Here is a 23,482-nt window from a genome sequence, read left to right on the forward strand (position 1 = left end):
CTCGCCAATTTTAACAAAGAACCGCACAATAATGAATTTATCCCAATTTGAACAATTCGATCTTTCTCCAGAACTTTTAAAGGCGCTTGAAAAAAAAGGTTATTCCCGCCCAACAGCTATTCAAATGGAAGCCATTCCAGCAGCAATGGAAGAGCGTGATGTATTAGGCTCTGCACCAACGGGAACAGGGAAAACCGCTGCTTTTTTATTACCTGCGCTACAACATTTATTGGATTATCCGCGTCGTAAACCAGGCCCACCGCGTATTTTGGTATTAACGCCAACCCGTGAACTAGCAATGCAAGTGGCAGAACAAGCGGAAGAATTAGCGCAGTTCACCCATTTAAATATTGCGACAATTACAGGTGGCGTGGCGTATCAAAATCACGGTGATGTATTCAATACCAATCAAGATTTGGTGGTGGCTACGCCAGGCCGTTTATTGCAATACATTAAGGAAGAAAATTTTGATTGCCGTTCCGTTGAAATGCTGATTTTTGACGAAGCGGATAGAATGTTACAAATGGGATTTGGGCAAGATGCGGAAAAAATTGCAGCTGAAACCCGTTGGCGGAAACAAACCTTATTATTTTCTGCAACATTGGAAGGGGAGTTGTTGGTCGATTTCGCAGAGCGTTTATTGAATGATCCTGTGAAAGTAGATGCGGAACCAAGTCGCCGCGAAAGAAAAAAAATCAACCAATGGTATTATCACGCAGACAGCAATGAACACAAAATCAAATTGCTCGCGCGTTTTATTGAAACTGAAGAAGTAACCCGTGGAATTGTGTTTGTTCGTCGTCGTGAAGATGCACGTGAACTTTCTGAAATATTGCGTAAACGAGGCATTCGTTCCGCATATTTAGAAGGCGAAATGGCACAAACTCAACGTAACAATGCCATTGATAAATTGAAATCAGGTATTGTGACGGTATTGGTTGCAACGGATGTGGCTGCGCGTGGTATTGATATTGATGATGTAAGCCACGTGATGAATTTTGATTTGCCCTATAGTGCGGATACTTATTTACATCGAATTGGACGTACCGCGCGAGCAGGAAAAAAGGGCACGGCGGTCTCTTTTGTCGAAGCGCATGATTACAAGTTGCTAGGTAAAATCAAACGCTATACCGAGGAAATTTTAAAGGCACGCATTTTAGCAGGTTTAGAACCTCGCACTAAGCCACCAAAAGATGGTGAAGTGAAATCTGTAAGCAAAAAACAAAAGGCACGTATTAAAGAAAAACGTGAAGAGAAGAAAAAAACAGAGGCAAAGAAAAAAGTAAAATTGCGTCATAAGGATACAAAAAATATCGGCAAACGACGCAAGCCAAGTAACAGTAATGTTTAATTAGGTGTGATTTAAATTCTGTTTTATATCACACTAGCAATGTGGGTTTCTTGTATTGGTATTAACTAAATTACGCATTAATAAAGCGTAATTTAAGTTAATATCTTGTGGTACATTTAAGAATACAAAATGCCCATCACCTAGTGCGGCATCAACCGTTTCATTTTTACGATTTAGCATTTTTTCAATTTTGAAATTAATATTGCCTTGTGGCGTCATCATTTCTACATTGTCGCCAAGTAAGAATTTGTTTTTTACTGCTACTTCTGCCATACCTTGTTCGTTACGTTTGCCTGTAAATTCACCGACAAATTGCTGACGATCAGAAATAGAATAGCCATATTCGTAGTTTTGGTATTCATCGTGCGTATGACGACGTAAGAAACCTTCGGTATAACCACGGTGTGCAAGGGATTCTAACGTATCCATTAAACTTTCATCAAATGGTTTGTCTGCGGCTGCATCATCAATTGCTTTGCGGTAAACTTGAGCCGTTCTTGCACAATAATAAAATGATTTAGTACGACCTTCGATTTTTAAAGAATGCACACCAAGTGCGGTCAATTTTTCCACATGTTGTACGGCACGTAGATCTTTTGAATTCATAAAGTAGGTGCCGTGTTCATCTTCAAACGCTGTCATTTGTTCGTCAGGCTTTTGTGATTCGGTATAAAGGAAGACTTTATCCGTTACCGCACCCTCGCCTAAGGTTGGTGCTACATTTTTCACTTCAATTTGTTGAGCAGGATCGATTTTCGGCACGATGTTGCCTACTTCATCCGTCGTGCCTTCTTCCATTTTGTATTCCCAACGGCAAGCATTGGTGCAAGTGCCTTGATTTGGATCGCGTTTGTTGATATAGCCAGAAAGTAAGCAACGGCCAGAATACGCCATACATAATGCACCATGTACGAAAATTTCGAGTTCAATATCTGGCACTTGTTGGCGAATTTCAGCAATTTCATCTATTGAAAGTTCGCGCGATAAAATCACACGAGTTAATCCCATTTGTTTCCAGAATTTTACCGTAGCCCAGTTTACCGCATTGGCTTGCACAGAAAGATGAATATCAATATTAGGGAAATTTTCACGCACCAACATAATTAAGCCTGGGTCAGACATAATTAAAGCATCTGGTTTCATATCGATGACAGGTTGTAAATCTTTAATAAAAGTTTTGAGTTTGGAATTATGGGGCGCAATGTTTACCACTACATAGAATTTTTTGCCAAGGGAATGGGCTTCATCGATCCCGATTTTCAAATTGGCATGATTAAATTCATTATTGCGTACACGTAAGCTATAACGAGGTTGGCCTGCATAAACCGCATCTGCACCATAAGCAAACGCATAGCGCATATTTTTAAGGGAGCCTGCAGGGGAAAGTAATTCTGGTTTGAATTGGGTTGTCATAATATTCTCTTTTGTCTGATTTCAGGTCAGGGATTTACTCAAGGTAAATCGTTAGGTGGGGTATTGTAGAGAAAATATTTGGCTTGTAAAGGAAAGTGCGGTTAAATTCTTAGTAGAATTTTATGTAAAATTTAACCGCTTAATAGGTTGTATTTAATTCCTCAAATCTTAGGATAGTAATTTATCTTTCGTTTCTGAAATAAACCATAATCCAATCAAGCTCAACACAGCGTTTAGGGTTAAATAAATCCCCACACCTTTTAAGCCGTAGTGAGCATTCAGCGGTAAGGCAATGATTGCCGCAACACTTGCCCCGAATAAGCCTGCAATATTATAGGTTAAAGAAGCACCTGAATAGCGGGCGTGAGTAGGGAAGAGTTCAGGTAAAAAACTCGCTAATGGCCCATAGCCCATTCCAATTAACCCCATACCGATGAATAAAAACCAAAACAGACTGGTAGTTGTACCGTTTTCGAGAAATAACGGCAAGGATAAACCAAAAATCGCAACGCCAACAGTTGTCCAAATGAGCCAAATACGGCGACCAACTTTGTCGATATATTTTCCCGAAACGGCGATGGTAATAGCCAAAGAAACCGCACTTGCCATCAATAAAGCGGTAAAAATTTGTGGGGAAAATCCTAATCCCATTGCGTATCCTGCCTCTGAAACCGTTGGAGCAGATTTTGCGTAAATTTGGCTAAAGGCAATCATAATGTAGAACAGCACATAGCCTGCAATACAAATTAACATCCCCAAGAAAAACGGCTTGAAATAAGTAGTGATAACTTCCAACATTGGTAAGCGTTTTGGCTGCGGTTTATTGAGTGCCGCAAGGAAAATCGGGGCTTCAGTCAGTTTTAGGCGAACATATAAGCCAATTGCCACTAAGATAACGGAAGATAAAAACGGTATCCGCCACGCCCATTCAGTCATAGCTTCTTGCCCGAAAATCGCAGTAATGCCTAAGAATACGCCATTTGCCAACAACAAGCCAAGCGGGGCTCCCAATTGTGGGAAAGTGCCATACCAACCACGTTTACCTTCGGGAGCATTTTCAACCGCAACTAACGCTGCACCGCCCCACTCTCCGCCTAAACCGATACCTTGCCCAATACGGCATAAACAGAGCAAAATTGTCGCCCAAATACCGATGCTGTCATAGGTTGGCAACAAACCGATAACCACAGTGGAAATACCCATCAACAGCAAGCTCATCACAAAAGTATTTTTCCGCCCGAAACGGTCACCGAAATGCCCGAACAATATTGCTCCCAAAGGGCGAGCAATAAAAGTGAGTGCTAAAGTGGAAAGTGCCGCAATCTGCCCTGAAAGTGGATCTGCGGCATGGAAGAATTGATGGTTAAATACCAATACCGCTGCCATTGCATAAATGTAGTTATCGAAATACTCAATCGCCGTGCCGACCATCGTCGCTGTCGCGACCTGTTTTAGACTATTTTGCGTATTCATCACTTGCCTCCCGTAATGCTTTTGTTGCGGCTTGCACATTATCGGCGTGCGTAATTGCAGTAATCACTGCCACACCATCCGCCCCAAATTCTCGTAAGGTTTTAACGTGAGCTAATTTCACCCCACCAATTGCCACAAGCGGTTTAGTTATCTCCGCATTTCGCAAAGTTTGAATAAACGCCATTCCTAGTGTTGGTTTCGGATTCTCTTTCGATTGCGTTGGGAAAATCGGGCCAATTCCAAAATAATCAATTTCCGCTAAATTTTCCCCAATTTTTGCCTCGTCTAAACGATTCACCGACCAACCAATAATTAGCGGTTTATCTGTTTTAGCTCGAATCTCTTGCACAGGCATATCGCTTTGCCCAACGTGAATGCCATCCGCCTCGATTTCCAACGCCAAATCAACGTTGTCGTCTACAATAAAGGGTACGCCATATTCACGGCACAAATCACGACAACTCATCGCCAGCGCCTTCTGTGCTGAGGGCGTATGTTCTAACGAAAATTTGCCTTTATCCCGAAATTGAAAGCAGGTAATTCCGCCTTCTAACGCTTGTTTAAGCACGAATAATAAATTTTCCGACAAGTTCTCGCCCAAATGACGGCAATCTTGCGTGCCTGCCACAAAGTAAAGCGGTAAGATTTTTTGAATATTTTTCATCTTTCAATCCTTAAAGGCGACTGTAAGCCCAATGATTTGTCGGCCCCTGTCCTTGCCCAATATTCAATGGGTGAGAAATTGCAGCGGTAATAAAATCTTTCGCTGTTTTTACCGCACTTTGCAACGGTTCGCCTTTCGCCAACTCTGCGGTTAAACAGGCAGAAAAGGTACAGCCCGTACCATGTGTATGCGGTGTGTTGAAACGGGGGCTTTGCAAAGTAAAATGACGACCATCTGCAAGTAAAACCCAATCTTGGCACAGCTCACTTTGCGAATTGAGCGAATGTCCGCCCTTAATAATCACATTCTTCGCTCCCTGTTTTTGCAACGCTTTTGCGGCTTGTTGAATACTGATGTCGTCCACAATCGCAATCCCCGTTAATGCTTCTGCTTCGGGAATGTTCGGTGTAATCACGTCCGCCAACGGCAGCAATTTTTGGCTTAACACACTCACCGCTTGCTGTTGCAATAACGGTGCACCACCTTTGGCGATCATCACAGGGTCTAGCACCAGTGCGCCGAAAGGCTTATCAGCAAGAAAATCTGCAACGTATTCAATAATTTCTGCATTGCCCAACATACCAATTTTGCAACTTGCAATCTGGAAATCATTTTTGACCGCTTCCAGTTGCGCTTGAATTGTTTTCAGTGGAATAGGGTGAATATCAAATACGCCAAGTGTGTTTTGTGCAGTAACAGCTGTAATTACGGATGTACCAAACACGCCGCGCATTTGGAAGGTTTTAAGATCCGCTTGAATGCCTGCACCACCGCCACTGTCTGACCCTGCGATAGTTAATACTTGTTTCACATTACTCATTAATGCGCCCTCTTTGTCCAATGGTTTCAGGGGAAAGTGCAGCAAGCTCGTCCAGCAAACGGATTTGGAACTGTCCCACTTGTGTGGTTAAGCCTTGCGCCGCACACTCGCCTGCAATGGTGTATGCTACACAGGCTTCTAATGTCGCAGAAAAATAATTCCCTTCACTTACCGCTAAAAATGCAGCACACACGGCACTCAATAAACAGCCCGAAGCCGTAACTTTCGGGAACAATGACGTGCCGTTGTGAACGGTCGCAGTTTGTGTGCCATCGCTGACAATATCCACCACCCCGCTAATCAACACCGTACAGCCATAGCATTGAGCCACTTTCTCGGCAACGGCTTTTAAATCCACTTCGCCCTGCCCAGCATCTACACCTTTTGCCTGCCACGCCTCGCCTGCAATGGCAGCCAGTTCACCTGCATTACCACGAATAAGTGCGAATTTTACTTCTGCCAGCAATTGGCGAATGGTCTCACGGCGATAACTGGTTGCCCCCACACCAACAGGATCTAACACTACAGGAATTCCAACCTCATTTGCTGTTTTTCCTGCCTGCAACATCGCCTCCCGATCTTTACCAATCAGCGTACCAATATTAATGACCAATGCTTGACTGATTTTCGGTACTTCCTGCATTTCTTCAATATTCGCCGACATCAAAGGCGAAGCTCCTAATGCCAACAAGCCATTGGCACTAAAATTCGCTGCTACAATATTGGTAATGTTATGAATGAGCGGATTCTGCTCACGGATTTTGGAGAGATAAATTGATTGCATAAGCATTCCTTGTGTTGAATATAAAATAAACAAAAATGCCCGCTATTCACTGTGAGCAATTAGCGGATGTAATAAAATGTAGAAAATTGGGAAAATAAACAGGATAAAATCGTGATAGAGAAAGGTTGAATATGTGGCATATTAGTTTCCTACGTCAGTGCTAACTGTTTCAGGTTCACGGGTATCATCTCAGCCTTTCGGCACCCCGACTAAAAGTTGGATGAAGTTTACGCTTCTTTTCAAGAAAAAACAAGCGGTCAAATTTTTCCCTCATTTTGCAAATAATGAGAAGAATTTGACCGCTTAAATAGAAAACTAAATTTGTTTAATTAAAAACGGTAACGCACACCGAAAGAGGCTTCGTGAGTTTTAAAACGCACGTTTTCTAAACAGCGATCATAATGGGAGTAATCTAATGCTAAACGCCAATTGCCGAAATCATAACCAATAGAAAAACGAGGATGGTTGGAATGAGTTTTGATGTTTAAATACTCTTGTAATATTTCAGGTTGATTTGGATTATGTGTCTCTATTTTTTCACGCACGTGCACCCAATCGGCTTGCACATAAATCCCTTTTCCATTATCTTCCTTTGCTTGTACAGCAGAAGAGAAGATTTCTCAATTCGAATATTCATTAGGGTTCTTCCAAAGGATTTTTGTTAAAAATAAAAAGAATTGACGTAATGTTGGTTACGTCAATTCTATTTTTATTTTTGATTATTCTGATTTTGCGCGGGTTGGTTCAGAATAAACGTGGCTAATTGCACAATGATGTCCTGCCGCGCCTTTTCCATAGAAATAATAACGAGAATCCTGCCAAGCCCTAATCGGGAAAGCCTCTAGCATTTCATCATTTGCTTTTGCTAAAGTCATCTCCGCTTTTGTATGGGGCACTGAAGAAATTGTACCTAAACGTCCATTAAATTCATAAGTGCGGACAAATTTTGATACTTTCTCGAGCGTTTCAGGTTCATCTATATTAATTGCTGGATCAATAGATTCAACAACTTCTTGAGGTTTATATGAACTTAAACGGTCTAAAGATTCTTGTACTTTTTTCTGTACCGATTCATTAGCTGGTTGAGTAATAAAATCTAATGCAGGTTTTACATCAGGGGATTTTTCTTCAACGATAATTCCCATTGCTGGCGTGATAAACCCTTTTTTAGTTTTCTCTTGCTCAAGCAATTCATCCACAGATAAGAAATGATTTTCTTTTGGCAGATTTACTGTTGAATAATCAATCCAAGCCTTGCCACTTGCCAATTCAGGCGACACCACCGCAGCAAATAATGGCATTGGCGATTTTGGCTCTTGATTACGGCGACGACGCTGATTATTCGCTGCACGTAAATGACGTGGAGTACGACGCTGACGCTCTTGACGTTCAGAACGTTGGTTCTGATGAACGGGTTTTTCATCATTATTTTGAACCGTAATTACATCCACTTCTGGCATTTTTTCAGTCGTGCTGAAGTTATTTTCAACAACTGTTTCATTTGTTTCATTATCTTCAACGCGCACGCGTTTACGTAAATCACGGCGTTGGCGGCGTTGAGTGACAGGCTCAGTTCTTTCTTCTTTAGCCTCAAAAACAGGTGTAGAATTTACCGCACTTTCAGTGATACTTTCTTCCACTAAGTTACGGCGCGGACGGCGTTGATTACGCTCACGGACATTACGAACCTGTTCTTCGTTTCTTTCTGTTTCGTTATTTTCAGAACGTGGACGACGAGAAGAACGACGATCCTGTGAACGGCGTTGATTACGATTAGGATTGCGCGAAGTGCGGTTATTTTTCGGTTTGTTTTCTTCAGATTTAGTCGCAAATAAACCTTTAATCTTCGCAATAATTTTAGCTAACAAAGAGGGTTCATTTGATTTACGCTCAACTGGCGTTGGGGCTGCTTCTGAAATAGAAAGCGCAACTACTGCACTTTCAACCGCTGGTTGTTCAGTAACAACGGTTGTTTCCACATTACGAGAAACCAGTGATTCTTCAGTATTTTCATCTTGAGCACAGTGAATTTTCGCTAAGTTATAGCTTAATTCATTTACTTCTTCACCATCACGTAAACGGAAAACACTAAAGTGCGGTGTTTCCATTGCTTCATTTGGGGCAACAATAATATCGACATTATGACGCTTTTCAATATTACTGATTGCTTTGCGTTTTTCGTTAAGAAGATAAGAGGCAATTTGTACTGGCACAATGGTATGCACTTGCTTGGTGTTTTCTTTTAATGCTTCTTCTTCCAGCAAACGCAAAATAGATAAAGAAAGAGATTCATTATCACGCACTTTGCCTGTTCCTTGACAACGAGGGCAAATATGGTGCGAAGATTCGCCCAATGATGGGCTTAAACGCTGACGTGACATTTCTAACAAACCAAAACGAGAAATTCGGCTAATTTGAATACGGGCACGATCTGGACGAACCGCATCACGAATACGATTTTCTACTTCACGTTGATGGCGAATTGGTGTCATATCAATGAAATCAATGACAACTAATCCACCTAAGTCACGTAAGCGTAATTGACGCGCGATTTCATCTGCCGCTTCAAGATTGGTATTTAATGCCGTTTCTTCAATATCGCCACCACGAGTAGAACGTGCGGAGTTAATATCAATAGCGGTTAATGCTTCGGTGACATCAATAACGATTGAACCGCCAGAAGGTAAACGCACTTCACGTTGGAATGCGGATTCAATTTGAGATTCAATTTGATAGTGACTGAAAAGTGGCACTTCGCCTTGATAAAGTTTCACGCGATTGATGAAATCAGGACGCACAAGTTTGATATGCTCTTTCGCTTTCTCAAAAATTTTTGGGCTATCAATCAGGATCTCACCAATATCACGACGCAAATAATCGCGAATAGCGCGTACAATCACATCGCTTTCTTGATGAATTAAAAATGGAGCTGGACGACTTTGTGAAGCTTGTTTGATCGCTTCCCAATGATGTAATAATACTTTTAAATCCCATTGTAATTCTTCTGGCGATTTTCCCACACCAGCAGTACGGACGATTAAGCCTACACCGTCAGGCACATCTAATGAACTTAATGCCTCTTTTAGTTCAGTACGTTCATCGCCCTCAATACGGCGAGAAATTCCTCCTGCCCGTGGATTATTCGGCATAAACACCAAATAACTACCGGCAAGAGAAACAAAAGTAGTTAAGGCTGCACCTTTGTTTCCTCTTTCTTCTTTATTAACTTGAACGATAACTTCCTGTCCTTCAGTCAAAATATCGCGAATATTCGGACGACCTTGAAAAACATAATCATCAGGAAAATATTCACGGGCAATTTCTTTTAAAGGTAAAAAACCGTGACGTTCTGCACCATAATCTACAAAAGCCGCTTCTAAGCTTGGCTCAACGCGAGTAATTTTTCCTTTGTAGATATTCGCTTTTTTTTGTTCGTGTCCTGGACTTTCAATGTCCAAGTCAAAAAGGCGTTGTCCATCGACAAGCGCGACACGCAACTCTTCTTTTTGAGTTGCATTGATTAACATTCTTTTCATTGTCAATTCTCTTATTAAATATTTAAAAAAAACTCAAAATAAACCGCACTTTGCTTCGTTATCGACCTCGTGTTTCTCGCGCCAGTCAATCTCACGACTGTATGTTGCTGGGTGCATTGATAACGTTATTAAGCATAAATATTTGCTTGATAAAACAACGCGATATTCCGCACGCGTTGCAAACGGCTGATTTATTTTAAGAAAAATGTTGATTATCAATGTCTTATGCCAATTGCTGCATTGAGTTTTCACCAACAAAACTTATCCTTTTTTACGCAAATTATTAGGCGCAAAAAGAGGGTCTATTATCCATAGAAAACGATTAATTAGCAAGGCGAATTTGCGTTCATAGAGTGACGTTCATATTACGTTTATAGTGCCTTTATGATATGATTTGCAGCGATTTTCAAAAGGAAAAAAAATGACAAAACAAAATGAAAAAATCATTAATTCATCCGTAAAAATGCTGACAATTAGTGAAGATGAAAGTGGGCAACGAATTGATAATTATTTATTAGCAAAACTCAAAGGTGTACCCAAAAGTTTAATTTATCGCATTGTGCGTAAAGGCGAAGTGCGAGTAAACAAAGGCAGAATTAAACCAGAATATAAACTGCAAACAGGCGATGTTGTACGCATTCCACCTGTGCGTGTCGCAGAAAAAAATGATGTGCCGATTTCAAAAAATCTCAATAAAGTTGCCGCACTTGAAAACCAAATTTTGTTTGAAGATGATTGCTTGATTATTTTAAATAAACCCTCAGGAATCGCGGTGCACGGCGGAAGTGGTTTAAATTTTGGTGTGATTGAAGCCTTACGAGCATTACGCCCAGAAGCACGCTTTTTAGAACTGGTTCATCGTTTAGATCGCGATACATCAGGCATTTTATTAATTGCCAAAAAACGTTCAGCATTACGCAATTTGCACGAACAACTTCGCGTCAAAACCGTTCAAAAAGATTATTTAGCGTTAGTACGTGGGCAATGGCAATCCCATATAAAAGTTATTCAAGCCCCTCTTTTGAAAAATGAATTATCTAGCGGAGAGCGCATTGTGCGTGTCAGCGAGCAAGGAAAACCATCTGAAACTCGCTTTAGTATTGAAGAACGCTATATAAATGCTACGCTTGTGAAGGCTTCACCAGTCACAGGGCGAACCCATCAAATTCGTGTGCATACACAATATGCAGGACATCCTATTGCATTAGATGATAAATACGGCGATAAAGATTTTGATAAACAAATGAATGAATTAGGATTAAATCGTTTGTTTTTGCACGCTTTTTCAATTCGGTTTGAACACCCTAAAAATGGCGAAACACTACGTTTCAATGCGTCACTAGATCATCAAATGAAAGCAATTTTGCAAAAGTTGCGGGAAAGCAAATAGACAATATTTCTGTTTATTGCTACACTTACACACGGAGACAACTCGTTTCTATCAACAAATTTCATAATAACGACAACAAAGGATAGCAAAATGGCAAAAGGACAATCTTTACAAGATCCTTATTTAAATGCGCTTCGTCGTGAACGCATTCCTGTATCAATCTACCTTGTAAACGGAATCAAACTTCAAGGTCAAATTGAATCATTCGATCAATTCGTGATTTTATTAAAAAACACCGTGAATCAAATGGTATATAAACACGCAATTTCAACGGTTGTGCCTGCTCGTTCAGTTTCCCATCACAATAACAATCATCATACTGCTCCAACAGAAGCAGTTGAAAACGTGGAAACTCAAGCAGAGTAATCACAATACCATTAATGGATAATTAATATTTATTAAGTGCGGTTGAAAATTCTCAGGAAATTTCAACCGCACTTTTTTTCATCTCAAATGTGAAAACTACTTTCCAATTCCATATTGTTTCAATTTATTCGCAATGGCAGTATGGGAAACGCCTAAACGTTGAGCCAATTTTCTCGTGCTTGGATATTCTGCATAAAATAATTTTAGGACTTGTGCTTCATAGAAACCAATAATTTCATCTAAGGTTTTATTTTCAAATTCATCCAAAGAAATCACCGCACTTTGTGGCAGAGCAAGATTTAAACTTTCGATAGTTAAATGATTATCTTGTACTAACGAACAAGCACGATAAAGAGTGTTATAAAGCTCACGAACATTCCCTTTCCAATCATATTTCTGTAAATAAAGAAGAAAATCTTTATCGAAAGTTGGTTTTGCAATTTTTAATTCTTCACTGATTTCCTGTAAAAAACCTTGTGCCAGTGGCTCAATATCAGCCATGCGATCTCGTAATGCAGGCACATTAATAGTGAGAACATTTAAGCGATGAAACAAATCAGCACGAACTTTACCTTGCTCAACAAGCAAATGAAGTGGAACCTGTGATGTGCAAATCACTCGCACATTTGCATAATGCTCTTTTTCTTCGCCTACTCGACGGAAAGATCCATCCGTTAAAAAACGTAATAATTTAGCCTGTAAACCCAATGAAAGTTCTGCGATGCCATCTAGTAATACAGTTCCCTCATTTGCGTACTCAAAAAAACCAATGGTTTCACTGTCTCCGACTTTTCGACCAAACATTTCACTTTCCGCATCTTCATCAGGCAAACCAGCACAGTTTACTGCGATAAATTTTTTATCGCGACGCAAACTCTGATAATGGCAGGCTTTCGCTAACAAATCTTTTCCACTCCCCGTTTCGCCTTGAATTAACAAAGGCGCATCAAACATAGCAAAACGTTTCGCGTTTTCTACCGCACTTTTCATCGCTTCACTTTGTACAATAAAACACTCGAAAGGTTTTTGAGGATTAAATTTAGAAATCGGCATATTCAGGGAATGGAAATAATTAAGATATGGCTATGATAATTTCTTTACAACAAAGTGTAAATATTATTTTACATAAGGTAAAAATGCGACCATTTTTGACCGCACTTTATATCGCTAAGGTTTTAACATTTTTTCAGCTTCACGAACACGAACAAGGAATTGTTTCCGTTCAGCTGAAGTCATACCACTGCTAGTACCGGGTAATTTAACAGTAAGAGGATTCACTGCTCGACCGTTAATATGAAATTCATAATGTAAATGCGGCCCCGTAGAAATCCCCGTATTACCAGAAAGTGCAATACGTTCGCCTTTTTTAACTGTTTGCCCTGCTTTTACTAGGGATTTGCTCAAATGCATATAAACAGTTTGATATTCACGCCCGTGACGTAACATAACATAACGTCCTGCACCGCCAGCCTGATAAGCAACTTTTTCAACTGTGCCATCTGCTGGTGCAATAACTGGTGTGCCTTGAGAAACGGAGAAATCCACACCTTTATGCGGACGAATACGTCCTGTTACTGGATGACGACGATTTGGATTAAAAGGGGAGGAAACGCGTGCTTGGCGTTGCAATGGATAACGAGCAAAACCTTTGCCTAAGGTTTCTCCTTGCTGATTATAATAACGACCATTTGCAGCTTGCACAGCATAATAATTTTTACCACCAGATGAAATACGTAATGCCTCAACATTACCTTGACCAGTGAGTTTATCGCCTAAATATTCACGAGAAACTAAAATGGCAAATTGAGTTCCTTTTTTTAGTTTTCTCAAACTCACTTGCCATTGTAAGGCGTTACTAAGTTGGCTAATTTGACGCGTATCAAGACCTTTTTCTCTTAAACTACTATTTAAAGAATTTTGAATCTCGCCTTTTAATACTTCTTTTCGCCAAATACTTTTCTTTTCAATAACTTGGCGTTTAAATTTCCCATCTTCGAGACGTTCATAAATACGTTCTTCTTTTTCAGAAACCAGCCAATTTAAATATTCCAAGTTATCATTTTTATCTAAAATCCAGTAGAATTGCTGACCTGCTTTTAAGTGGGCTAATTCGGGATCAAGCGTAATCAATGGTTGTACTGATGAATCATCTAAACCTGACAAAACTAAAACATCTTTTAACCTATCCCCTTCGGTTACCGTATAGCTAAATTGATTAGTAATTCTTATGGCTTGATCGGCTGCGTCTAATAAACCATTGAGTGCGTCTTGTGCGTGTTGAGGTAAAGTATCGAGATCATCTGAAGATAGTTTTACTTCATCAACTTCGTCATCTTTTGCTTGTAGTTCATCATCATAAGAGGTGGCGTTTTCATTTGGCGATGTATTTAACTCGTGATATTCCCCACTGTCAAAGGTGGAAAATATGGAGTTTTCTTCAGGTTTTTTTATTGTAAGTAAAATGCCTGTCAAAATAAGCAAAATAGCAACAAAAAACACGCCTACTTTTATATATGCGCGTTTTTTTCGTCTATCTCGAGCTAATTTTACGTGTTGCACTGGCATCCCTAAAATAAAAAAGTTTTCAGCATTCAGACTACAGATTATAAAGAAAATTCATTCCTATGGAAAAAGCATTATTCAAACGCTTAAATATTCGACATAAGAGAGAAAATCTTGAGAATTCTATAAAAATGCGTTATTTTCCCCAACCATTGTTGAAAACACGGCGATTTTATGAATATCACAGCCATTCGCAACGAGCAAAACCAACAACCGCTCATTCAATTAAAAAATATCAATGTGGTTTTCGCACAAAAAACCGCTCTGCAAGATATTAATTTAAATATCTATCCCAATTCTATTATCACTATTGTTGGGCCAAATGGTGGTGGCAAATCTACGTTATTAAAAACCTTATTAAAACTACAAACGCCCACTTCTGGCGAGGTCATTTACAGTAAAAATGTTCGCATTGGCTATGTTCCACAAAAAATCCATTTAGATCATAGTTTACCCATTACGGTTGAGCGATTTCTTTCGCTAAAAAAAGGCATTAAAACACAAGAAATTTCCACCGCACTTGAGCAACTTTCTATTTCACATTTACGCAAAAATAATATGCAAAAACTGTCTGGTGGCGAAATGCAACGGGTATTATTGGCACGTGCAATTTTAAATAAACCAAATTTACTTGTGCTAGACGAACCCACTCAAGGCGTAGATATTACTGGGCAGGCAGAACTTTATCAGCTCATTCATCAAACCCAAAAAAAACTAAATTGTGCTGTATTGATGGTATCACACGATTTACACATTGTGATGGCGGATAGTAAAGAAGTATTGTGTATTAACCAACATATTTGTTGTGCAGGTACGCCCGATGTTCTCTCAAATGATCCAACATTTATGCGTTTATGGGGAAATCAGATCGCACAAAATATCGGCTTTTATACCCATCATCACAATCATCACCACACCTTACACGGAGATGTGTGCGGTTGTAATTCATCAGCAGTGCATTGTCAAAATAAGGATAAATAATGTTTGAAATTTTATTTCCAGCCTTTTTAACAGGCATTTTGCTTTCACTTATTACCGCGCCACTTGGCGTATTTGTAGTGTGGCGGAAAATGGCTTATTTTGGCGACACACTTTCTCACTCTGCCTTGCTCGGCGTAGCGTTAGGGATTTTCTTACAAGTCAATCCTTACATTGCGATTGTGGTGCTGACCTTAATTCTTGCTATCGCAATGGTGTGGTTAGAAAGCAACACGCAATTTTCTATTGATACCTTGCTCGGCATTATCGCCCATAGCTGTTTATCTCTCGGCGTTGTGACAGTAGGATTATTACGGAATGTACGGGTAGATTTAATGAATTATTTATTTGGGGATTTGCTCGCAATTAATTATACGGATTTAATTTATATTGGCATTGGCGTGATAATTGTGCTTTCAACATTAATTTACTTTTGGCAATCCTTACTTTCCACCACCGTATCGCCAGAACTCGCGCAAGTTGAAGGCATTAATATCAAAAAAATGCGTTTTATTTTAATGATATTAACCGCATTGACTATTGCCTTGAGTATGAAATTTGTCGGTGCATTAATAATCACATCCTTATTAATAATCCCTGCGGCAACCGCTCGTCGCTTTGCGAGAACACCAGAATCTATGGTGGGCTGGGCAATTGTAGTCAGTATGTTGTCAATTATAGCTGGGCTAATCTTATCAGCCTTTTATGATACCGCTGCTGGGCCTTCCGTTGTGATTTGTTCAGCGTTTTTATTTGTCTTATCACTCTTCAAAAAAGAGCGATTATGAGCTTGCCCAACCAGTGAAAACCATTTGCGCCCCAGTTTAATTCTTGATAAAGTGCGGTCAATTTTTACGGTCTTTTTAGGATAACAAAATGAACCAAGAATATTTAGATTTTGAATTGCCGATTGCCGAATTAGAAGCAAAAATTGAAGCATTATGCTCAGCATCGGATGATAAAGTTGATTTAACTGATGAAATCAAACGCTTACAAAAGAAAAGTAACGAACTCACTAAAAAAACCTTTGCTAACCTTGATGCTTGGCAAGTTTCACGTATGGCACGTCATCCAAACCGTCCTTATACATTAGATTATATCGAACATATTTTTACGGAATTTGAAGAACTTGCAGGCGATCGTGCTTTTGCTGATGATAAAGCGATTGTTGGTGGCTTGGCACGTTTAGATGGTCGCCCAGTGATGGTTATCGGTCATCAAAAAGGCCGTACTGTAAAAGATAAAGTGAGTCGTAATTTTGGTATGCCTGCACCTGAAGGCTATCGCAAAGCGTTACGTTTAATGGAAATGGCTGAACGTTTTAAATTGCCAATTATCACATTTATTGATACCCCGGGAGCTTATCCAGGTATTGGCGCAGAAGAACGTGGTCAAGCGGAAGCTATTGCTCGCAACTTACGAGAAATGGCACAACTTACCGTTCCCGTTATTTGTACCGTTATCGGTGAAGGCGGTTCGGGTGGTGCATTAGCTATTGGCGTGGGCGATAAAGTGAATATGTTGCAGTATTCCACTTATTCTGTTATCTCGCCTGAAGGCTGTGCTTCTATTCTTTGGAAAAGTGCGGAAAAAGCATCGACTGCAGCGGAAGTAATGGGATTAACTGCAAGCCGTTTAAAAGAATTAAATCTTATCGATGGCATTGTGCAAGAACCTTTAGGTGGGGCGCATCGTAATTATCTAGAAATAGCTGAAAACTTAAAACTTCGCTTAAAAGAAGATTTATCAGAGCTTGACGGACTAAGCAAAGAAGAATTATTAAATAGACGCTATGAACGTTTAATGTCTTACGGTTATTGCTAACTAATATTCTAAAAGAGCGGTGATTTTTGCCGCTCTTTTTTTGATCTAAATATACAACAAAGGAGAAAACACAATGAAAAACGTACTTTCGATCCAATCCCACGTGGTCTATGGTTTTGCAGGTAACAAATCCGCGACTTTTCCAATGCAGTTGTTAGGTGTCGATGTATGGGCATTAAATACCGTTCAATTTTCTAATCACACCCAATACGGAAAATGGACGGGCATGGTAATCCCACAAGAACAAATCCGAGAAATTGTAACTGGACTCGATAACATTGAAAAACTACAGGAATGTGATGCCTTGTTATCTGGTTACTTAGGTTCTGCGGAACAAGTCGATCAAATTCTTTTTGCTTTAGAGCAAATCAAACTGCGTAATCCAAATGCGCTTTATTTATGCGACCCTGTAATGCCACATCCGAAAAAAAGCTGCGTGGTTGCCAATGGTGTTTGCGAGGCTCTTATTGAAAAAGCGATTCCAGTGGCAGACATTATGACGCCAAACCTGCACGAATTGCGTCAGCTCACAGAATTCCCAATTAATACCTTTGATGATGTGTTAAAAGCAGTGAATGCGTTAATTGCAAAAGGCGTGAAGAAAGTCCTTGTTAAACATTTAGGCAGTGCAGGTAAAATCAACGATCCTGATACATTTGAAATTATTATGGCAACCCCAGAGGGTGTTTGGCATTTAAGCCGTCCACTTTATCAATTCAACTTTGAACCAGTGGGCGTGGGCGATTTAATCGCGGGGACATTCTTAGCAAATTTACTCAATGGAAAATCTGATGTAGAAGCCTTTGAAGCCATGAATAATGAAGTAGCAGGCGTAATGAAAACCACCTTTGAACTAGGTTCTTACGAATTACAAACCATTGCCGCACGTTTTGAAATTCTCAATCCAAGCAGCCATTATAAAGCTGAAAAAGTTGCCTAATGGACTTACTTTCAGACATTGAAAAACAACTCAAAAAAGCCACCGCTCAAGCATTTCTTATTGCCTTGAGTGGTGGTTTGGATTCCACTGTACTTCTTTCTTTATTTGCAAAACTTCGTCAAAAACGACCGCACTTACCGCCTTTATCAGTACGAGCAATCCATATTCATCACGGCTTAAGCCCCAATGCAGACAGTTGGGCTAAACATTGCCAAGACTTATGCGATCAATTTCAAATTCCGTTGATTATCGAGCGAGTACAAGTAGATAAAACCAATGGCATTGAGGCTGGCGCACGTGAAGCACGCTATCAAGCCATAAAAAAACATCTTCAAACTCAAGAAGTGCTGGTTACAGCACATCATCTAAACGATCAAACAGAAACCTTTTTCTTAGCCCTAAAACGTGGCAGTGGGCTACAAGGCTTAGGCGCAATGCAACAACAAAGTGTATTATTCGGAATGCCAATTTTTCGCCCTTTGTTAGGCTTTACTCGCCCACAGTTAGAAGATTATGCGCAAAAAGAAAAACTCAACTGGATTACAGATGAAAGTAATGAGGATAATCGATACGATCGTAATTTCTTACGCAATGAAATTTTGCCAAAATTACGTGAACGCTGGGCGCATTTTGATTTAGCCGTGCAACGTTCCGCACAACATTGTTTTGAGCAACAACAGCTAATTAATGATTTATTGAGCGAAATTTTTACAGAACATTGCCAAATAAAAAACCAATTTAAACTGTGCCAGTTCCGCAAATATTCTCTCGCAAAACAAACCGCACTTTTGCGTATGTGGCTTGCAGAAAACCAACTTGAAATGCCAAGTAAACGCCAGCTTACACAGCTTATTAATGATGTCGTTTTTGCAAAAGAAGAGGCAAATCCTCAGTTTCAGCTTGTAAATAAAGTCATTCGACGTTATCAAGATAGTTTATATTTAACTAAACGGTTTTCCGATCTAACCAAATACTGCCTAAAATTAGAACAAAATACGCTAAGTTTACCCGATAATTTAGGCAATCTCACTGTTCAAGAAAATGAACACAATCTGATTTTCTACTGGCAGGATTACTCTGTTACGCTGGAAAAAACGAACTTGCCTATTTCTATCCGCTTTGGCTATTCAGGCAAAGTGAAACATCATCCGAAACGCCCAAGAGAAGATATAAAAAAAATCTGGCAAGAATTAAGCGTACCACCTTGGGAACGAAATCGGATCCCTTTAATTTTTTATGGCAATGAGCTAAAAAGTGCGGTAGGTTTTTTCCGTGTTTTTAAAGAGTCTTAAAATCAAGTTAAAGTGGCTTTACATCTAAAAATGCGTTCAAAATTTGAGCGGTGAATTCTTTTCTTAGATAAAAACCTAAAGGCAAGGTATCTATAATTTCGCCATTTTTTCCTATGCCTTTTGTTACAGCACGACTATTTGCCCCCTTTGGGCGAAGTTGCATAACTTCCCCGATTCGAGCGGTAATTTGCTCCAATTTGCCAAGTACAATTAAATCCATCAATTCTTCCCAATCTTGTTTTAATTGACGTTCTTGCTCAGCGGTTGGCTTCCAGAAAATTGGCGCGCCGATATGGCGTTCACGTAATGGAATATGGCGGCTGCCTTCAATGGGCATCCAAAGGACACAAGAAAGTTTATGACGAACGTGAGAATTTTCCCATTTAACCCCTGAATTTTGTACCAACGGGGCAAGGCTCACAAAGGTGGTTTCAAGAGGATAACCCTCAGCATTAATCGGTAACGTTTTTAGTTCAACACCTAAATGAGAAAAATCCTGTTCAGCTTTACTTCCTGCCGTTGCCCCTAAAGCACGCTCTAATAACATGCCTACCCAGCCTTTATCACGTTTTAAATCAATCGGGACAGGAATATGCAGTTCATCAGCTAACTCCCCAAAAGTTAAGCCAGCGATAGATTGTGCTTGAGAAAGCAATTGTTCAAGGGTTTGTGGAATCATTCGTGATATTTCTTAAAAAAGCGAGGCCTCGTGTTTTCAGTGCCTTTATCAATATAGGGAATTTTCTCTAACTGCAATAAAAAACGTTTTGCCTCTAAGCCACCACCAAAACCAGTTAAAGTACGATCTTTGCCTAAAATGCGATGACAAGGAATAATAATACTAATCGGATTACTCCCCACCGCACCGCCCACGGCACGAACAGCTTTAGGATTATTAATACGTAACGCCAGCTCTCCATAAGTTGAAAGCTCGCCATAAGCAATTTCTCGCAAGGCTTGCCAAATGGCTTGTTGAAACGCGGTGCCTTCTGGTTTTAAGGGAATGTTTGAAAAACGCTCAATTTCCCCATTAAAATATCGTTCAAAAGCTAACCGCACTTTTTGAAAAACAGGCAATTCATCTTGCTTGTGCCATTTGGGATTAGGCGCATATTGCTCTTTTTCAAAATCAATATGCGTAATGCTCTCGCCGTCAGATAAAATCAAAAGCCGCCCGACGGGGGAAGGGTAATAAGTGTAATAAAGTGCGGTCATTTTTCGCCTTGTTTTATAAAAAGAAAAGCACACTTGCTGTGGAAGTGTGCTTTATTATGCTAAATTTTTTAACGGATTAGAAACTATAATTTAAGTTTAAACCGTAAAGATTTGCATGTGCTTGAGAAGTGTAATTTGCAGTTGTATTCAATGTCAATGCACGTTGTTCACCTATTGTTTTTACTTCTTTAAAGTGAACTTTTTTGCCTTTTAAGTAAGCATAGCCAAGATCAACAGATAAGTTCGGCGTGAATTTATAGGTTGCCCCTAAACTATACCAAGTGCGATCGGTATCTGGAATTGCAGCACTACGCTGATGACGAGATGCGGCTTGATCGTAAGCAATACCTGCACGTAAGGTTAATTTTTCATAAAGATCGTAACTTGCCCCTAATGCAACACGAGAGTTATTACTGTATTGCAATTCTTTCTCAAACGCTTTCTTACCATTTTCGAAGCTTGCATGTAATTTTGTTAAACGACTCCAATGGGTATATTTATAACTATAATGCACGGCAAGTTTGTCAGTTAATTGATGGAAACCAGAAAGTTCTAAGTAATCTGGCAATGTAAGGGTTAAATCACCTTTTTTACCTGCCTTGATAGCCACTGCTTCTAAACTAGTGGCAGTGCGGTCAGTAAAATCAATGTCCACTTTAGAATGATAGGCTAAACCAATTCTGTTAGCTTCATTAAATTGATACATTACACCTGCATTCCAGCCAAAGCCCCAAGCTGCTCTATCTTGTAATGACACAACAGATGTGTCTTTAGAGGGCAAATGCGTACTAAGATTTTTGAATGGTTCTGGCAGTACTTGGAGTGCTTGTGTTACTTGTGTATCCTTAATACTCTCCGTAATAATACCAGCATTCCGTTCAACTTGGGCTTTAGCATAAACCGCATTTACCCCTAAACCTAGGCTCAAGCCTTCTGTTACTCGATAAGCACCACTTAAATTTAAGTTGATAGCACTCAAGTCAGTTTTTCCACCAAACATACCAGCATCATAACTATCGTCATATTCACTTTTTAGACCGAAATTGACATTCATTCCAGCACCCAGCGCGAATTTATCATTCACTGGCGCAACGAAATAAAGATTTGGCACAAAAGCACCGGGAACAACATTACGCTGTGAAGCTGAGCCGTCCTTTATTGCTTTCATTCCAATATTACCTGTTATTATCTGAGCATAAGAAGTTACATCACCATTCATATTAATTCTAGAATCAACATAAACGCCACCTGTGGAAAACTGTGCCGTTTTAAATAAACTCATCAAAGCTGGGTTAGTTGCCACCACAGAAGCATTATCTGCAATCGCCGCTTCACCTGCATAGGCACGACCAAGCCCAGAAGTAGAAACTTCCGCCAATTGAAACGCTGCCGCATTTGCACCACCTGCAGCCAACAACATTGCAGTTGCTAATAGAGATTGATTAAATTTTTTCATTTGGAACCCTTTGTTATAAATAAAAATTTGGGCGATTATAAAGCCAGAATCTATTGAGTGCAACTCTATTTCCTTATTTTTATCAGAGCTACGATCAGTTAGCAGGAGCTTTTTGCATTTAATGGATTGTTTTGTTCAATTTTTGTCATTTATGGGGAACAAGAAAAATGATAAAATGCACAAAAATATTCATATAAGGAAAAGAAAATGACCGTAAAATGCAAAGCAGAAGAATCCTTAACTTGTAGCTGTGTTGATGTAGGCACGATTATTGATGGCTCTGACTGTAGCGTAGAAGTGCATCAAGTTTATAGCACAGAAGCTGATGCCAATGCAGCGCTTGAACGATTAACGAAAAAAGCGCGCAATACAGAAAGTGATCCTTGCGAAATTAAAAGCGAAATCGTGGCAGTTGAAAACGGCGTTCAATTAAATGCTTCTTTCACTTTTAGTTGCCAAGCAGAAGCGATGATTTTTGAACTGGCGAATCGTTAAAAATAATCTGAAACTCGACCGCACTTTTGTTGGGTTAGAATAGTGGACGTTTTAAAAATACGCACTATAAAAACGATTTTTAAAACGTCCACAAAATTTAATACCCTTCTTCTTGCATATTCGGCAAAAATTCCGCTTGCTGAATACGCTTTACTTCCGTACGAATTGAACCATCTGAATATAACTCAATTTCACGCCAACCAGGCTGTAAGGTATCAAGAGAAAAATACTGGCAATCAGGTTTAAATTGAATACAAGTCGCTGGCGTTGCCATCACTTGATAACCATTCCATTCACTGTTTACTTCTTGATGAATATGCCCATATAAAATAGCTTTCACATTACTAAAAGGCGCAAGCACTTCTGCCAATTCGTGAGAATTACGAAGGTTATGTTGATCAAGCCACGCGGAATTAGTTGGTAATAAATGGTGATGTAATACAATCAAGGTATAGCGTTCAGGATTTTTTTCTAAGGTTTCTTTTAATAAATCGAGTTGATGCTGGCTTAGTTGTCCGTGCGGTACACCATAAACTTGGCTATCCAACAATAAGGCTTGCCAATGTTCGCCCAATAGAAGATGTTTTGCCACGTTCATTGGTGGCTGATTTAAAAATTCCGCCATTTTAGGCTGAAAATCGTGATTTCCTGGAATCCAAAACACAGGTTTATTGAAAGGTTTCATCATTTCTACAAAACGAGTGTAACCTTCATCGCTACTATCCTGCACAAGATCACCTGTAGCAAGAATCACATCAAATTGGTTATTTTCTTGCTGAATTTCCTTTAATACTTGAGCAAAACTTGCTTGTGTATTTACCCCCAATAATTCCGCACTTTCATCTTTAAATAAATGGGGATCGGTAATTTGTAATAACTTAATAACAGGCTTTTCCGCCTGATAAACAAACGTATTTTTCATT

Annotated in this window: 22 protein-coding genes and 1 riboswitch; of the genes, 9 read left to right on the forward strand and 13 right to left on the reverse strand. The window is 39.7% G+C overall.

What is annotated here, in order from left to right; all coding sequences use genetic code 11:
• The first annotated feature begins 31 nt into the window (after window positions 1-31).
• Entirely contained in the window at window positions 32-1,351 is a 1,320-nt protein-coding gene (gene srmB, locus K6J66_RS02970; RefSeq protein ID WP_038439348.1) for an ATP-dependent RNA helicase SrmB, read from the forward strand.
• Window positions 1,352-1,384: 33 nt separating this feature from the next.
• Here the strand turns inward: srmB and trhP are convergent, their stop codons facing one another.
• From trhP to rne, 7 genes are all read right to left on the reverse strand, one after another.
• Window positions 1,385-2,764, reverse strand: coding sequence for a prephenate-dependent tRNA uridine(34) hydroxylase TrhP (gene trhP, locus K6J66_RS02975; protein ID WP_038439347.1), 1,380 nt, complete (start codon window positions 2,762-2,764; stop codon window positions 1,385-1,387).
• Between the two features lie 168 nt (window positions 2,765-2,932).
• Window positions 2,933-4,237: an MFS transporter gene (locus tag K6J66_RS02980; RefSeq protein ID WP_038439346.1), complete on the reverse strand. Its 1,305-nt coding sequence runs from the start codon at window positions 4,235-4,237 to the stop codon at window positions 2,933-2,935.
• Window positions 4,221-4,901 carry a thiamine phosphate synthase gene (gene thiE / locus K6J66_RS02985; RefSeq protein WP_038439344.1) on the reverse strand — a complete coding sequence of 227 codons (681 nt, stop codon included), beginning with the start codon at window positions 4,899-4,901 and terminating at the stop codon, window positions 4,221-4,223. Before thiE ends, K6J66_RS02980 begins: the two co-directional genes overlap by 17 nt.
• A 10-nt stretch (window positions 4,902-4,911) precedes the next feature.
• Entirely contained in the window at window positions 4,912-5,721 is an 810-nt protein-coding gene (thiD, locus tag K6J66_RS02990; protein WP_038439342.1) for a bifunctional hydroxymethylpyrimidine kinase/phosphomethylpyrimidine kinase, read from the reverse strand.
• Window positions 5,714-6,505: a hydroxyethylthiazole kinase gene (thiM, locus tag K6J66_RS02995; protein WP_038439340.1), complete on the reverse strand. Its 792-nt coding sequence runs from the start codon at window positions 6,503-6,505 to the stop codon at window positions 5,714-5,716. The genes thiD and thiM overlap by 8 nt, the downstream gene beginning before the upstream one ends.
• 129 nt (window positions 6,506-6,634) lie before the next feature.
• Window positions 6,635-6,723: riboswitch (TPP riboswitch) on the reverse strand.
• 111 nt (window positions 6,724-6,834) lie between these two features.
• Window positions 6,835-7,071, reverse strand: coding sequence for a porin family protein (locus K6J66_RS03000; RefSeq protein WP_038439339.1), 237 nt, complete (start codon window positions 7,069-7,071; stop codon window positions 6,835-6,837).
• Window positions 7,072-7,224: 153 nt separating this feature from the next.
• The gene (rne, locus tag K6J66_RS03005; RefSeq protein WP_038439338.1) at window positions 7,225-10,041 is read right to left on the reverse strand and encodes a ribonuclease E; all 2,817 of its coding nucleotides are present in this window, start codon (window positions 10,039-10,041) and stop codon (window positions 7,225-7,227) included.
• A gap of 421 nt (window positions 10,042-10,462) precedes the next feature.
• Here rne and rluC point away from each other — a divergent pair, with 421 nt between their 5' ends.
• Both rluC and hfq read left to right on the forward strand, forming a co-directional pair.
• Complete coding sequence (rluC, locus tag K6J66_RS03010) at window positions 10,463-11,431, forward strand: 23S rRNA pseudouridine(955/2504/2580) synthase RluC (RefSeq protein ID WP_038439335.1); 969 nt, start codon at window positions 10,463-10,465, stop codon at window positions 11,429-11,431.
• Between the two features lie 90 nt (window positions 11,432-11,521).
• Window positions 11,522-11,797, forward strand: a complete 276-nt coding sequence (gene hfq / locus K6J66_RS03015; protein WP_005693756.1) for an RNA chaperone Hfq — start codon at window positions 11,522-11,524, stop codon at window positions 11,795-11,797.
• A 96-nt stretch (window positions 11,798-11,893) separates the two neighbouring features.
• Here the strand turns inward: hfq and K6J66_RS03020 are convergent, their stop codons facing one another.
• Window positions 11,894-12,850 carry a sigma 54-interacting transcriptional regulator gene (locus K6J66_RS03020; protein ID WP_110442575.1) on the reverse strand — a complete coding sequence of 319 codons (957 nt, stop codon included), beginning with the start codon at window positions 12,848-12,850 and terminating at the stop codon, window positions 11,894-11,896.
• 114 nt (window positions 12,851-12,964) lie between these two features.
• Window positions 12,965-14,356 carry a murein DD-endopeptidase MepM gene (mepM, locus tag K6J66_RS03025; RefSeq protein ID WP_038439332.1) on the reverse strand — a complete coding sequence of 464 codons (1,392 nt, stop codon included), beginning with the start codon at window positions 14,354-14,356 and terminating at the stop codon, window positions 12,965-12,967.
• Window positions 14,357-14,533: 177 nt separating this feature from the next.
• Between mepM and znuC the strand changes: the two genes are divergently transcribed.
• From znuC to tilS, 5 genes are all read left to right on the forward strand, one after another.
• Window positions 14,534-15,340, forward strand: a complete 807-nt coding sequence (gene znuC, locus K6J66_RS03030) for a zinc ABC transporter ATP-binding protein ZnuC (RefSeq protein ID WP_040034428.1) — start codon at window positions 14,534-14,536, stop codon at window positions 15,338-15,340.
• Window positions 15,340-16,125, forward strand: a complete 786-nt coding sequence (gene znuB, locus K6J66_RS03035; protein ID WP_005686871.1) for a zinc ABC transporter permease subunit ZnuB — start codon at window positions 15,340-15,342, stop codon at window positions 16,123-16,125. The genes znuC and znuB overlap by 1 nt, the downstream gene beginning before the upstream one ends.
• An 88-nt stretch (window positions 16,126-16,213) precedes the next feature.
• On the forward strand, window positions 16,214-17,161 hold the full coding sequence (gene accA / locus K6J66_RS03040) for an acetyl-CoA carboxylase carboxyl transferase subunit alpha (RefSeq protein WP_110442574.1): 948 nt from the start codon (window positions 16,214-16,216) through the stop codon (window positions 17,159-17,161).
• A 73-nt stretch (window positions 17,162-17,234) separates the two neighbouring features.
• A complete protein-coding gene (gene pdxY / locus K6J66_RS03045) occupies window positions 17,235-18,101 on the forward strand; it encodes a pyridoxal kinase (RefSeq protein WP_005656408.1) in 867 nt (288 codons plus the stop codon).
• Window positions 18,101-19,393 carry a tRNA lysidine(34) synthetase TilS gene (gene tilS, locus K6J66_RS03050; RefSeq protein ID WP_110442573.1) on the forward strand — a complete coding sequence of 431 codons (1,293 nt, stop codon included), beginning with the start codon at window positions 18,101-18,103 and terminating at the stop codon, window positions 19,391-19,393. Before pdxY ends, tilS begins: the two co-directional genes overlap by 1 nt.
• 7 nt (window positions 19,394-19,400) lie before the next feature.
• Here tilS and mutH read toward each other — a convergent pair whose 3' ends face one another.
• From mutH to K6J66_RS03065, 3 genes are all read right to left on the reverse strand, one after another.
• Window positions 19,401-20,072, reverse strand: a complete 672-nt coding sequence (gene mutH / locus K6J66_RS03055) for a DNA mismatch repair endonuclease MutH (protein WP_005649232.1) — start codon at window positions 20,070-20,072, stop codon at window positions 19,401-19,403.
• The gene (locus K6J66_RS03060) at window positions 20,069-20,608 is read right to left on the reverse strand and encodes a methylated-DNA--[protein]-cysteine S-methyltransferase (protein WP_192876825.1); all 540 of its coding nucleotides are present in this window, start codon (window positions 20,606-20,608) and stop codon (window positions 20,069-20,071) included. The genes mutH and K6J66_RS03060 overlap by 4 nt, the downstream gene beginning before the upstream one ends.
• Window positions 20,609-20,684: 76 nt before the next feature.
• Window positions 20,685-22,064, reverse strand: a complete 1,380-nt coding sequence (locus tag K6J66_RS03065; RefSeq protein WP_110442571.1) for a porin — start codon at window positions 22,062-22,064, stop codon at window positions 20,685-20,687.
• A gap of 207 nt (window positions 22,065-22,271) precedes the next feature.
• Here K6J66_RS03065 and K6J66_RS03070 point away from each other — a divergent pair, with 207 nt between their 5' ends.
• Entirely contained in the window at window positions 22,272-22,559 is a 288-nt protein-coding gene (locus K6J66_RS03070; RefSeq protein WP_005659854.1) for a YfcZ/YiiS family protein, read from the forward strand.
• A gap of 97 nt (window positions 22,560-22,656) precedes the next feature.
• On the opposite strand, the gene cpdA is transcribed toward K6J66_RS03070, so the two are convergent.
• Window positions 22,657-23,481 carry a 3',5'-cyclic-AMP phosphodiesterase gene (gene cpdA / locus K6J66_RS03075; protein ID WP_110442570.1) on the reverse strand — a complete coding sequence of 275 codons (825 nt, stop codon included), beginning with the start codon at window positions 23,479-23,481 and terminating at the stop codon, window positions 22,657-22,659.
• Window position 23,482 lies beyond the last annotated feature (1 nt).

The organism is Haemophilus influenzae (assembly GCF_019703545.1).
Lineage (GTDB): Bacteria > Pseudomonadota > Gammaproteobacteria > Enterobacterales > Pasteurellaceae > Haemophilus > Haemophilus influenzae_E.